Below are 13,382 nucleotides of genomic sequence, written 5' to 3'. Positions count from 1 at the left end.
GATAGTCAAAGCGAAGGGGAGTAATGCTATGAGAAGAAGAGTATCTACGGCCATTACGTTTGCCATGATGGTTGCGCTTATCGCGGCATGTTCATCTGGGAACAACAACGAACCGACAGCAAGTCCTACGAGCAGCAGTACGGTTACCGAGGCTACAAAAGAGCCGGAAGCAAAGCCGCCTACCGAATTGACGATGATGGTTCAGAATCATTCAGCGTGGCCGGTGAACAAGGATTGGCTGGTCTATCGAGAGCTTGGCGCATTGGCTAATGTGAAGTTGGATGTAGAAGGATATCAAGGGGCTTGGTGGGAGGCGATTCCGCTGATCATCGCTTCTGGAGATATGCCGGATCTGATGTGGATGTCGGGTCCTGACATCATCCACAAACATGGCTCCGAGGGCGCTTTGGTCGACCTGAACGAACATATGGACAAGATGCCTAATTTGAAAGCCTGGATTGAGCAGAATCCAGAAATCACGAATAAGCTGCTTTCTACGGACGGCAAGCTGTATATGAACCCGGCTCAAGGCGCTTATGGGGATTGGGACGGATTGTGGCTGTATCGTGAAGATGTATTCAAAAAGAATAACATTGAAATTCCAAAAACCTACGATGAATTGTTTGATGTTCTAGTCAAGCTTAAAGAGATTTATCCGGACAGCTATCCGTTGTTTGCTCCGGACGCGAGAGTCATGAACCAGCTCGCTATTAGCTTCGGGACGTCGAACTCGTACTTCTTTGATAAAGACACGCAAAAGTGGTTGTTCGGTCCAACAGAAGCCAGCTACAAAGAAGCCGTACAATTTATGGCAGATGCTTATCAAGCCAAGCTGATTCCGCTTGAATTTGGCACCATCGACGACAACAAACGAAATGAAATGATTACAACGGATCAATCCTTTATCCTTTATGGTTATATCAATAATATTGATACGTACAACAGTCTGGCCCGTGAAGCGAACCCGGATTTCAAAATGGCTCAATTTACGCCTCCAGGCGGAGCTGGCAAACCAGGCTACCATGGTAATCAGTTCATCTTCCAAGAAGGTTTGACGGTTACGACTACGTCCAAGAACAAAGATGCAGCCTTTGCACTTATTGATTCCATGTTTACAGAGCAAGGCAAAGAGATCGCAAGCTGGGGCAAAGAGGGTATTACGTACGAGAAGGTTGACGGCAAAAATAAATATTTGCCTATCGTAAAAGATACCGCTACCCGCGCAGTGAGCTTCGGTCTTCGGACATCAGGCGTAAGCAACTGGTTCGATAATGAGGCAAATATTTCGTTGTTCAATGAAGAAACCAAAGCAGCTTACGAGGAAGCAAGTAAACATATCGGGCCGATTGCCCCATCCGTTATCTTTACGAAAGATGAGCGCGACTCCATTTCGCTTAAAACAGAAGCGATTGGAACATACGTGTCCGAAAATATCAGTAAATTCATTATCGGCCAACGTCCAATGAGCGAATGGGATGCGTATGTGAAGAGCGTTACGGATCTCGGACTTCATGATGTGCTTGCCGTATATGAACAAGCTTATGCTCGTCAGAAATAATAAAGAAGGGAGAGCTGCCATAGATGAACGTCATTCGGCGAAGACCATTTTTGAAGAGACTAAATGATAGCAAGTTCTTGTTGCTATTATTTCTGCCAGCAGCGCTTTACTACCTGATCTTCGAATATGCTCCGATGTTCGGCATCGTGGTAGCTTTCAAGGATTACAATACGTTTGCAGGCGTATGGGCAAGTGACTGGGTGGGCTTGAAGTATTTTAAAATCTTCTTATTCGAGAATCCTGATTTTCTGAAGCTGCTGCGCAATACGTTTCTGATCGGCGTGTACTCTCTTGTATGGGGGTTCCCCGCTCCGATCATTCTCGCCTTGCTGCTGAATGAGCTGCGCAGCAGCATATTCAAACGGACCGTGCAGACGATCAGCTACCTGCCTCACTTTGTATCCAATGTCGTTATTGTCAGTATGATCACGATGTTCTTGTCGCCTGACGGAGGATTAGTCAATGTCATTATCGGATGGTTTGGAATTGAGCCCGTCTACTTCTTATCCCAATCCGATTTCTTCCGGTCGATTTATGTATCCTCAGGCATCTGGCAAGGCATTGGCTGGGGCACGATTATTTATTTGGCCGCGCTATCAGCCGTCGACCCTCATCTGTACGAAGCGGCCGAATTGGATGGAGCAGGACGCTGGAAAAAGATGATTCATGTGTCGATACCCGGCATTATCCCGATTATCATTATTTTGCTCATCCTTAATATCGGCGGTCTACTTGGCACCGGCTTTGAGAAGGTATTCCTTCTGTACAATCCAATGGTGTACGAGACTGCAGATATCTTTGCAACCTACACGTTCCGTGTCGGTATTGCACAAGGCAATTTCAGCTATGCGACGGCGATTGGCGTATTCAATGGGTTGGTAGGTTTTGTCTTGATCGTTGCCGCCAATTTCTTTGCCAAACGAACGCAGGAAACCAGTCTGTGGTAGGAGGGGCACAACATGAAGAAGAAAATTAGTATATTCGATGTGGTCAACGTCATCATAATGCTTGTCGTAGTTGTCGTCACCCTCTATCCTTTCTGGTACATGATCAGCGTATCGCTCAGCGGCGAGTTAGCCGTCATGCAAGGCAAGGTCAGTTTATGGCCGGTTGACTTTACGCTTGGCTGGTACGAAACGGTGTTCGCCGATCCTCGTATCGGCACAGGCTATCGGAATACGCTTCTTTACGCCGTGCTGGGGACGGCGATTACCTTAATGGCAACGTCGATGGGAGCCTTTGCATTATCGCAGAAACGGATGATATTCCGCAAAGGCATCCTGCTGGCCATCGTATTCACGATTCTGTTCGGCGGGGGCATGATTCCGAGCTTCCTCGTCATCAAAGAAATCGGCATCCTCAATACGATTTGGGCCATGGTGCTTCCAGGCGCGGTCGGCACGTTTAATCTTCTTGTGTTCCGCACCTTCTTTGAAGGGCTGCCGGAGGAGCTGTATGATTCGGGTCGGATCGACGGCCTTAACGATCTCGGATTGTTTTTCCGCATCGTTATGCCGTTGTCGAAGGCCGTGTATGCAGCAATTGGTTTGTTTGCAGCAGTAGGTATATGGAATAACTTCTACAGTGCAATTCTATATTTGCGAAATCCGGATTTGTTCCCGCTGACGATGATTTTGCGAGATCTCATCATTAAAGGAACGCTTGCCACTGAGATGGCGGTGCAAGCCTCGGTAGGCGGTGATCTGGTTACGACCGACGCATTAAAGTTCGCAACGATTATGGCAACGACTTTGCCGATTCTCCTGCTGTATCCGTTTCTTCAAAAATATTTTGTTAAAGGCGTCATGTTAGGCTCGGTGAAGGGGTAGTCGAATGACCGACGCCCCCTTCTTACCGGAGACAACGATAGAATGACTACGAGGATGGGAAGTGGACAGTCATGATTGAAGCGGCATTGCTTGGCGCCGGCGGCAGAGGCATGTTTGCTTATGCCTCCTACGCGCTCAAACGGCCGAACGAAATCAAGTTTGTGGCGGTAGCGGAGCCGAACGACGAGAAACGGGAGCGTTTCGCGAGGGAGCACGGCATTCCGCCGGAGCGGACATTCGCACGCTGGGAGGAGCTGCTTGCGCAGCCGCAGCTCTGCAGGGCGCTGTTTATCTGCACGCAGGACGCCGATCATTATGCGCCGGCTATGCAGGCGCTGGATCTCGGCTATGATTTGATCCTGGAGAAGCCGATGGCGACGAGTCCGCGAGAATCGCTGGAAATCGCGCAGAAGGCCGAACGTCTGGGACGCGCGCTTAGCGTATGCCATACGATGCGCTATGCCACCTACTTCAACAAATTAAAGGAGCTCGTGGACAGCGGCATCATCGGCCGGATCATGAACATCCAGTGGACGGAGAACGTCGGCTATTGGCATCAAGCGCACAGCTTCGTGCGCGGCAATTGGCGCCGCAAGGACGAGACGTCCCCGATGATTCTCGCCAAGAGTTGCCATGACATGGATATGATTCAGCATATCGTCGGAGGCGAATGCCTGAAGGTATCCTCCTTCGGAAGCTTGTCGTACTTCAAACCGGAGAATGCGCCGGAAGGTTCGACGAAGCGATGCACCGACGGATGTAAGGTGGAGCATGAATGCCCGTTCTCCGCGATCAAATGGTATTACAACGAGAAGGACGAATGGCCACAAAGCATCGTCTCGCTGACTCCCAAGCTGGAGACGCGCTGGCAGGCGCTGAAGGAAGGGCCTTACGGCAGATGCGTCTTCCATTGCGACAACGACGTCGTCGACCATCAGGTCGTCAATCTGGTGTTCGACAACGAGGTGACGGTCTCGTTCACGATGTCCGCCTTCTCGACGGACAACACCCGCAGCTTCAAGATCATGGGCACCGCGGGCGAGATTCGCGGGTATGACAAGATGAACGAGCTCGAGATCATCCGCTTTAACGGCGAACGCTACAAAGTGACTCCCGAAATCATCGAAGGCGGTCACGGCGGAGCGGACACGAAGATGATGATGGACTTCGTGAAGCAGTTGGAGCGAGGAGATCGCGAAGGCAAGTCGTCGGGGCTCGTCTCCGCGCACAGCCATCTGCTATCGTTCGCAGCCGAGCACTCCCGCGTGACGGGAGAGACGGTCGATATGCGTGGATTTGTAACGGGATTACATTAATGGATATGGTCTCTTGGCCGAATGCGGCCTGGAGGCCATTCGTTTAATTGGAGGTTATCAGGGTGAGCCTGAGTGATTATGCAAACGGATATTATGATGTTGACATACAGCTCTACGACTACTTGAAGCAGCTGGCGCAATCGGTATTCGCGCGCGACTTTGCGGAGAAAGAATCCATTCGCGACATCCATTCCTTTGAGGTTCGCAGGACAAAGCTGAAAGCTTATTTTGCGGATATGATGGGAGGTATGCCAGATACGGACACGCCTCTGCACGCCGATTGTACGGGAATCATTGTGCGGGATGGTTATGAGATCCGCAAAGTCGTGTACCAAAGCTTGCCAGGCATATACGTGACAGCGAATCTGTATGTGCCAACGAACGGAACAGGGCCATATCCCGCTGTCGTATTCGCATGCGGCCATATTGAATCAGGCAAAGCTGCACCGATCTACCAGAAGGTTTGTATCGAGCTGGTTCGTAACGGCATGATCGTGCTTTCCGTGGATCCAATCTCGCAAGGAGAACGGATGCAGGGATTCGATAAGGCTGCCGGGAGGACGCTTGTCCGCTGGCATGCGGAGCATACGTACTTGAGCCAGCAATGCGAGCTGGTTGGCTCGCATATCGTTCGATATTTTGTTGTTGATTTGCTCCGTTCCGTTGATTATTTGTGTACGTTAACCGAGGTTGACCACGCTCGAATCGGCATCACGGGTAATTCCGGCGGAGGCATCCAATCTATTATGGCAATGATTGCGGATGATCGGATCGCCGCCGCGGCACCGTGCACCTACATTTCCTCCCGCGAAGCCTACTTGAAAACAGGTCAGCCTCAGGATGGGGAACAGATATGGGATGGCGCGATCCAGGCTGGCATGGATTACGACGACTATATTTCGTTGTTCGCGCCTAAGCCGGTGTTAATCGGCGCCGTGGAGTCCGACTTTTTCTGTATAGAGGGAACACTGGACAGCTACGAGCGTGTGAAAAAAATGTATGCGTTATACGAGCGTGAGGCGGATGTTTCGCTGGGGATGGCCAAAGGAACACACTCATTTAACGATGAATTAAGAGGGATTGTCGTTCAGTGGTTTGTAAAACAATTTCATGGAGAAGACGAGACCGCACAACTCGCAGACGAGATTGTAACCGAGCGAGCCGTGACGCTGCAGTGCACGGTATCCGGTCAAGTTCTGATGGAATATGCCGATGCCATATCGGTGCAAGTTGACAACGCCAAATGTGTGCCTGATCTGTTGGCGAGACTCCGCGAGCTAGCTCAAAATCCGCGATTGATTAGGGAGAAGGTCATCGATTGGCTGTGCATACAGGAGAACAATGATCCTATCCGCCCGCGCATTATACATGGGGAGCGCAGAGATCGGAATGGACTTTTGATCGAACAGCCGATGCATCACGAGAGCACGTTGTTCTTTAGTGAGCAAGGCATCATGGTTGGGGGCATCATGATAGAGCGAGAAGAGAATACGGCGGACCGCACGACCGTCTTGTTGCTGGAAGACGGAACAAAAGGTATTCATACCCACGACGATTGGTTAGTCGACTTGACCGCTGAGAGCCGCGTATTCGTTTTTGAACCTAGGGGAACAGGGGTATTTCGTGCCAAAGCGGTCAATGGCAGAGAATACAATACGATGTTCGGCACCGAATATAAGCTGGGCTGCGACGCTCGGCTGCTGGGCAGGCCGCTCGCGGGTATGCGAGTATTCGACGTATTGAGGGCAATCGACTATGCCGCCATGCGGAATCCTGGGGCCAAGCTTAGTGTTGCTGGGCAAGGGTATTCGGCGATCTATGCTTTGCTTGCCGGGATCATCGATGATCGAGTCGACGAGATCCGATTGGAGAATATGCCGCATTCCTTTGCTGATCTCGTAGAGACGAGATTCTATACGTACGACGTCCGCAACCATTGGTATGGGGTACTGCAGCACTTCGATCTGCCGGAATTAATCGACGCATTCCGTGGATTAAAGCGAATAAGGCACCTTCAATTGCCAGATGTAGGACGCATCGTGAAGTTCTAGTCCAGTAGGAATGAGAGGAGAAGCCGCATGAGAGGCAGCTTATGGCACAATGCAGCAGTGGCGACACCAACCGGGTTGCTGCAAAAAGGGTATGTATTAGTAGATGAGAATGGAGTCATTGTCGAGGTTGGTTCGAGTCATGTGGGGAGATTGCCTCTTGGGGAATTCGAGCACAGGGACATGGGAGGCGCCCTGCTGCTGCCCGGTCTAATCGATGTGCATGTGCATGGCGGAGGCGGCTTCGAGACGATGGCCGGTACTGCCGAGCATCTCGACGGTATGAGCCGATTTCATGCGGCGCATGGTACGACTTCGTTTCTTGCGACGCTGATGACGGATGATCCGGAACGCATTAGCGATGTGTTGAGGGTGACTGCGGATGCGACGTTAAGCGGCGTATCGGGGGCAGAGCTGTTAGGCTCCCATCTGGAAGGACCTTTCCTCAATGCGAAGCGGGCCGGCGCTCAAAGCAAGTCGTACATTCGCAATCCGGAGGAGAGGATGATAGATCGTTTCATTGATGCATCGCAAGGAACGATGAGGCTTGTCACTCTTGCGCCGGAACTCCCTGGCGGAATGGCAGCCGTTGCTGCATTCTCAGCTGCCGGAGTTACGGTATCTGCGGGACATACGGACGCGACGTTCGCTGAGATGAAGGAAGCTGTAGGATATGGCGTCTCGCATATGACACATCACTTTAACGGGATGAGGCCGTTCCATCATCGTGAGCCTGGGGCTGCGGGCGCAGGGCTGCTGCTGCCAGAGCTTACCGTGGAGCTCATCGCGGACGGCATCCATTGTCATCCCGAGGTAATACGATTGACCTTCCTGACGAAGCCGATCTCGAGCATCTGCATGATTACGGACGCGATGCTGTGCGCAGGACTTCCGGATGGCGAATATGGTGACTCCGTGATGGAGAATGGACAGATTTATTCGAAGGATCGTTCCACGTTGGCAGGAAGCTCCTTGACGATGATTGCGGCGCTGCGTCATACATTGCAGTTTACTGGGATGCCAGTGGAGCAAATTCTTCCTGCCTTTACAAGTGTTCCGGCACGTCAAGCTGGAGTAGATGGGCGTAAAGGGACGCTGGAAGCGGGGAAGGATGCCGATATGATTGTCGTTGACGATGGTTACGAATTGTTAATGACGGTCGCCCGCGGGCGTACAATCTATAATCGGAACGTACAGGTCTGACATAGGGGAGTAGATGAATCATGGCAAATGTCGATAAGACGGTTGCCGTCATTGGAGCCGGAGCGATCGCGGGGCATCATTTTGGCGCGATCACCGCACTAGAGGGTGTACAGTCATGCGCGGTTGCAGATCTGAATTTGGAGAGGGCAGAGGAGCTCGCTAATAAGTTTGGTGTCAAAGCATATCAGGACTATCGCGAGATGATAACGCAGGAGCGGCCGGACATCGTCGCCATTGCGCTTCCGCATTATTTGCACAAGGAGGCTGCTTTATTTGCTGCTTCCTATGGCTGTCACATCATGCTGGAGAAACCGATGGCGATATCCGCAGCGGAATGCGATGAAATTATCCATGCAGCACAAATGACGGATGTTCGTGTGTTAGTCGGGCATACGCAGCATTATATGGCAGAGAATATTCAGGCCAAAAAGTTGATCCAGAGCGGAGTAATCGGTTCTGTCGTTATGATTAACGATATCCGTCATATGGATTATTACCTTTCGACAAGGCCCGACTGGTTCCTGGAGAAACAGAAATCAGGCGGAGGCATTCTAGCCAATCTTGGGACACATTCCATCGATAAAATTCAATGGCTGGCCGGAAGCGCGGTGCGCAAAGTCAACGCATCGGTAAGTTATCACGGCAGTCGGGGAGACGTAGAAGGCAGCGGGATGATTTATTTGGAGCTGGGTAACGGCATGCCGGCAACCATCATGCAAGGTGGATATATAGGTGCTGCCCGCAACGAAACGGAGATCATTGGCACGAAAGGGATGATCAAGCTGATGACGGGCGACAGTCTGTGGCTCAGCACGGGCGGTCCTTACGAGCGGGTGGATGTGCTCTATTCGGAATCGCCATTCGCGTTGCAATACAAGGATTTGTTAACGGCGATTGCCAGCGGCGGGGAGACCAGTTGTCCGCCCAAGTACGGCAGAGATGTTATACAGGTGTTGGAATCGGTCTATGCAGCAGCAGCTTCGGGTAAGGAGCAATACATTGAAGGTGGAGATCGAACATGATAATCGGCATACCAAAGGAAATTAAAAATAACGAGAGTCGAGTTGCAATAACGCCAGCAGGCGTGTTGTCGCTGTCAGCCCATGGACATCATGTACTGGTTGAGCGCGGTGCTGGACTCGCAAGCGGATTCGCGGATGCGGAATATGAGAATGAGGGAGCCGTAATGGTTGAACGAGCCGAGGATGTGTGGGCTCAATCCGATATGATTATGAAGGTAAAGGAGCCGCTCTCCGTAGAATATCAATGGTTCCGTCCGGGGCTGATTCTGTTTACTTATCTCCATCTCGCGGCTGAACCAGAATTGGCTGAAGCTCTCTTGAATAATAAAGTTACCGCCATTGCGTATGAGACGGTCGAAGTGAATCGGACGCTGCCGCTATTAACGCCAATGAGTGAAGTAGCAGGAAGAATGTCCGTTCAGATCGGGGCACAATTCTTGGAGAAGCCGTACGGAGGTCGAGGCGTGCTGCTCGGCGGTGTACCTGGAGTTAAGAAAGGGAAAGTCACCATCATCGGAGGCGGCGTCGTCGGAACGCAAGCGGCGAGAATCGCGCTCGGACTAGGAGCGGACGTCACGATTATCGAGCTGAGCGGGGAGCGCCTGCGCGAATTGGACGACTTGTTCGGAGGTCGACTGCATACCCGGATGTCCAACTCGCATGCGATTGCCGAAGAGGTTGCGGATTCGGATCTCGTCATTGGAGCAGTACTTATTCCTGGTGCAAAGGCGCCTAAGCTGGTCAGCGAGAAAATGATTCAGTCAATGGCACCGGGCTCCGTTATTGTAGATGTTGCCATTGATCAAGGGGGCATCTTCGAGACGGCCGATAAAGTGACGACGCATGACGATCCAACCTATAACAAGTTCGGCGTCGTCCATTATGCCGTGGCCAACATGCCGGGAGCGGTGCCAAGAACATCGACACAGGCGCTTACCAACGCGACGCTGCCGTATGCGCTGCTCATCGCGAACCGCGGACTTCGCCAGGCTGCAGCTGACAATGCGGGAATTCGCTCGGGCATTAATGCCCTAGATGGGCGGATGACGAATAAAGCTGCGGCGGATGCACTCGGTTATAGTGTAGCAACGTACGAGCAGTCCTTTGAATGGCAGATGTCACCGGAAGCCGGTTAAATTGATCGAACGTCGAATATAATCAATTATTGTTATCTCATCTTCCTCCCCGAGCCTGCGTGTCCAGCAGGCTTCGGTGAAGGAAGATTTTTTTTTGCTGCTGGACGGCTTCTTACGACGGTTAACGAGATGGATTCCTTCCGTACATGCACGCATGGGCCTTTGCCTACATACAATGTACAACGGACGATTAAGCGTGTATGGACCGGAACGCAGGCCGAAGGGTTAGGCGTTTGCTTCATTCGCGGTTCTGCCAATACAGCATGGGGGTGTACAAACGATGGGAATATTTTCGGCGATTGCTTTGTTCATTAAACAGTTGACCTTGTTAGTTTCTTATGTCAAAAACAACGCGTTCCCTCAACCGCTCAAGGAAGAAGAGGAAGCCAGGCATCTCGCTCTAATGGCAGATGGCAACGGGGACTCGCGTAACATTCTGATCGAACATAATTTGCGTTTGGTTGCCCATATTGTAAAAAAATTCGATAACACCGGTGAAGATCTCGAGGATTTGATCTCCATCGGCACCATTGGATTGATCAAAGCCATTGAAAGCTTTCAAACGGGCAAAGGGACGAAACTCGCGACCTTCGCCGCTCGTTGTATCGAGAACGAAATACTTATGCATCTTCGCAGCTTGAAGAAAACGCGCAAGGACGTATCGCTGCACGATCCCATCGGCACGGACAAAGAGGGGAATGAGATCACGTTGATCGACATCCTTGGGACGGAGTCCGATGACGTGGCGGATAAAGTGCAGCTCAAGATCGAGAAGAGCAAGATATATAAGAACCTGGACATATTGGATGACCGTGAAAAGGAAGTTGTCATTGGAAGGTTTGGACTGATCCATGGCGGAGATGAGCGCACGCAGCGGGAGATCGCGAAGGAGCTGGGGATCTCGCGGAGTTATGTGTCGCGGATTGAGAAGAGAGCGCTTATGAAGCTGTATCATGAGTTTTATAAGGTGAAGAAGTGATACAAAAAATGAAGAACCTTGTGGTAGCAAGGTTCTTCATTTTCTTCTGCGTGCCTTCAACTGCTCATTGACTTTGTTCATCATTTTTTCGTAGTCTGCTTTATATCGTTTAACGGAATGCTGAATATCTTCAAACTCTTGATTAATTTTACGTTCATTTGCTTGCGAATGACAGTAGGACCAGTCTTTATGATCATACATAACGCCTATCATTTTTGTGGCCCACGCTTCATATTCTAGAACACGATCGTACGAGCCCGAATATCTTCCCTCCTTGTGTATAGGTTGCTACTACCAACCCGCCTACGACAAACAATTGGTACCGCCACATCGTTATCTTCAAAGATCTTCGAGATAATGCTGGAGACAGCGAGATCTTGACGCCAAGGGTCAGAAATGGTTTCGACTGTATCAAACAATTCTAATAGTCCAGGAGCTACATATATTTCTTCCACGCCGCCACCAACTCTTGTTTAGGTTTTGAGAACTTGCTTAAATCGAACAGTTGTTCAATCATTCGCATTTCGACCGCGATGACTCGATTCCGTTGTTCGCTATCTCTGGACCGCGTTTCTGGCATTTCTGGAACGACATGCGAAAAGTATGTGACATGACCTTTCGTGCTTTCGAGTATGGAATTGAGCTTACGTTTCATACGGAGCTCCCGCTGATCCTCATTTAGTTCAAGCTTAGACGATAACTGAAAAAATATATTTTGATGTTATTGTATCATCATTGATATAAAAATTTGATAACACCGGTGAGAATCTCGAGGATCTGATCTCGATCGGCATGGAGTCCGACGATGTGGCAGATAAAGTGCAGCTCAAGATCGAGAAGGAAGTTGTTATCGGCCGCTTCGGGCTGGTGCATGGCGGCGAAGAACGGACGCAACGGGAGATTGCGAAGGAACTGGGGATCTCGCTGAGCTATGTGAGTCGGATTGCTAAGCGGGCGCTGATGAAGCTGTATCATTAGTTCTATAAAACGAAGAAGTGATGGAAGCCGGCGCTGCCGGCTTCTTTTTTTGGTCTGCATGCATAATCGCTGCTATGGTATAATTCGAATATATGCTTTGCACTGGAGGCTGAGGTTGAGATGAATCGCACACAAGACCTAGGTAAGTTAATTAAATTGACAGGAGACCGTGCAAAATTAGACGCAAAAGCAAATGACACCTACATCGTTTATAAAACCAGGGAAGGTACAATTGTAAAAGAATACAGCAATGGTGATATTGTTCGAATGAACGATCGGGATTTCCAACATAAATGATTCCTTGGCTACCATGTTTGTGTTTGCAGGAAATAATGGCAGCGGAAAGAGTACGATTCGTAATCTTATTGTTGATAGATTAGGTGTGAGCGAAAATATTGATCCTGATGCATTGGCACGAGGAATCGATAATGAATATCCTGAGAGTCGAAAAGTTTCGGCTGGAAAGGAAGCGATTAAGCTCGCAAGAGAATGTATTCATCAAAGACGTAATTTTACGGTTTGAGACTACACTTGCAGGCGGCAATGTAATTCGTCAAATGCGTGAGGCGAAAGCGAATGGTTTTGAAATTATTATGTTTTATGTAGGACTTGGTGATGTTCGCATTAACATCGAGCGCGTGGCTGCGCGTGTTCGAAATGGTGGACATCATATTGAAACATCAGATATACTACGTCGACAACAAACTTCAATGAACAATTTACTTAACCATTTGGTACTCATTAATCATTTGATGATTATTGATAATAGTGGTGCCGGTGGAGAAATTGTAATGGAAGCGGATTGGACACAAATAAAGCAGTACACGCCAGAATTACCTGAATGGGTGGAAATGATTGAGCGAGCGCTCGTAGAGAGAAATAACTTAAAGAGTTAAACCGATTAAGTCATCTGACTGTAATCGGTTTTTTATTTACATCGGGTTGTGTTCACAATGTCAAAAAATTCGATAATTCGGGTGAGGATCTCGAGGATCTGATCTCGATCGGCACGATTGGATTGATCAAAGCCATCGAAAGCTTCCAAACGGGAAAAGGCACAAAACTCACGACCTTCGCCGCCCGATGTATCGAGAACGAAATACTTATGCATCTTCGCAGCTTGAAGAAAACGCACAAGGACGTATCCTTGCACGACCCCGTCGTCACGGACAAAGAGGGGAACGAGATTACTTTGATCGACATCCTTGGCACAGAGTCCGACGATGTGGCAGATAAGGTGCAGTTCAAGATTGAGAAGGAAAAGGCATCACTCAGAATTGTAGTCGTTTAAAGAGCCTATTCCAATGAATAAT

Annotated in this window: 11 protein-coding genes and 3 pseudogenes; 13 read left to right on the top strand and 1 reads right to left on the bottom strand. The window is 49.8% G+C overall.

Annotation, left to right across the window (positions count from 1 at the left end; translation table 11 throughout):
• Positions 1–28 precede the first annotated feature (28 nt).
• The 9 genes from ACX1C1_RS24220 (at position 29) to sigK (ending at position 11,091) form a co-directional block, all read left to right on the top strand.
• Positions 29–1,558 carry an extracellular solute-binding protein gene (locus ACX1C1_RS24220; protein WP_458954673.1) on the top strand — a complete coding sequence of 510 codons (1,530 nt, stop codon included), beginning with the start codon at positions 29–31 and terminating at the stop codon, positions 1,556–1,558.
• A 23-nt stretch (positions 1,559–1,581) separates the two neighbouring features.
• A complete protein-coding gene (locus tag ACX1C1_RS24215; protein ID WP_458954672.1) occupies positions 1,582–2,505 on the top strand; it encodes an ABC transporter permease in 924 nt (307 codons plus the stop codon).
• Between the two features lie 12 nt (positions 2,506–2,517).
• The gene (locus tag ACX1C1_RS24210) at positions 2,518–3,387 is read left to right on the top strand and encodes a carbohydrate ABC transporter permease (RefSeq protein ID WP_458954671.1); all 870 of its coding nucleotides are present in this window, start codon (positions 2,518–2,520) and stop codon (positions 3,385–3,387) included.
• 71 nt (positions 3,388–3,458) lie between these two features.
• A complete protein-coding gene (locus ACX1C1_RS24205) occupies positions 3,459–4,703 on the top strand; it encodes a Gfo/Idh/MocA family protein (RefSeq protein WP_458954670.1) in 1,245 nt (414 codons plus the stop codon).
• A gap of 62 nt (positions 4,704–4,765) precedes the next feature.
• Positions 4,766–6,754, top strand: coding sequence for an alpha/beta hydrolase family protein (locus ACX1C1_RS24200; protein ID WP_458954669.1), 1,989 nt, complete (start codon positions 4,766–4,768; stop codon positions 6,752–6,754).
• 27 nt (positions 6,755–6,781) lie between these two features.
• Positions 6,782–7,954, top strand: a complete 1,173-nt coding sequence (gene nagA, locus ACX1C1_RS24195) for an N-acetylglucosamine-6-phosphate deacetylase (RefSeq protein ID WP_458954668.1) — start codon at positions 6,782–6,784, stop codon at positions 7,952–7,954.
• A gap of 20 nt (positions 7,955–7,974) precedes the next feature.
• Positions 7,975–8,976: a Gfo/Idh/MocA family protein gene (locus tag ACX1C1_RS24190; protein WP_458954667.1), complete on the top strand. Its 1,002-nt coding sequence runs from the start codon at positions 7,975–7,977 to the stop codon at positions 8,974–8,976.
• Positions 8,973–10,112, top strand: a complete 1,140-nt coding sequence (gene ald / locus ACX1C1_RS24185; protein WP_458954666.1) for an alanine dehydrogenase — start codon at positions 8,973–8,975, stop codon at positions 10,110–10,112. Before ACX1C1_RS24190 ends, ald begins: the two co-directional genes overlap by 4 nt.
• Before the next feature lie 280 nt (positions 10,113–10,392).
• A complete protein-coding gene (sigK, locus tag ACX1C1_RS24180) occupies positions 10,393–11,091 on the top strand; it encodes an RNA polymerase sporulation sigma factor SigK (RefSeq protein ID WP_458954665.1) in 699 nt (232 codons plus the stop codon).
• A 436-nt stretch (positions 11,092–11,527) separates the two neighbouring features.
• Here the strand turns inward: sigK and ACX1C1_RS24175 are convergent, their stop codons facing one another.
• Positions 11,528–11,746 (bottom strand): hypothetical protein, encoded by a 219-nt coding sequence (locus ACX1C1_RS24175; protein ID WP_458954664.1) that lies wholly within the window; start codon positions 11,744–11,746, stop codon positions 11,528–11,530.
• A gap of 95 nt (positions 11,747–11,841) precedes the next feature.
• Between ACX1C1_RS24175 and ACX1C1_RS24170 the strand changes: the two are divergent.
• From ACX1C1_RS24170 to ACX1C1_RS24155, 4 genes and pseudogenes are all read left to right on the top strand, one after another.
• Positions 11,842–12,069, top strand: a pseudogene (locus ACX1C1_RS24170) (sigma factor-like helix-turn-helix DNA-binding protein); the annotation flags it as partial.
• Positions 12,070–12,189: 120 nt separating this feature from the next.
• Positions 12,190–12,366 carry a hypothetical protein gene (locus tag ACX1C1_RS24165; RefSeq protein ID WP_458954663.1) on the top strand — a complete coding sequence of 59 codons (177 nt, stop codon included), beginning with the start codon at positions 12,190–12,192 and terminating at the stop codon, positions 12,364–12,366.
• Positions 12,359–12,965 (top strand): annotated as a pseudogene (locus tag ACX1C1_RS24160) (zeta toxin family protein). The gene ACX1C1_RS24165 and the pseudogene ACX1C1_RS24160 overlap by 8 nt, the downstream one beginning before the upstream one ends.
• 14 nt (positions 12,966–12,979) lie before the next feature.
• Positions 12,980–13,333: pseudogene (locus ACX1C1_RS24155) on the top strand (sigma factor); the annotation flags it as partial.
• Positions 13,334–13,382: the final 49 nt, after the last annotated feature.

This window comes from Paenibacillus sp. strain BS8-2 (assembly GCF_054483835.1).
Note: the sequence above shows the minus strand (reverse complement) of the source record. Positions and strands in the feature narration are given on the sequence as shown.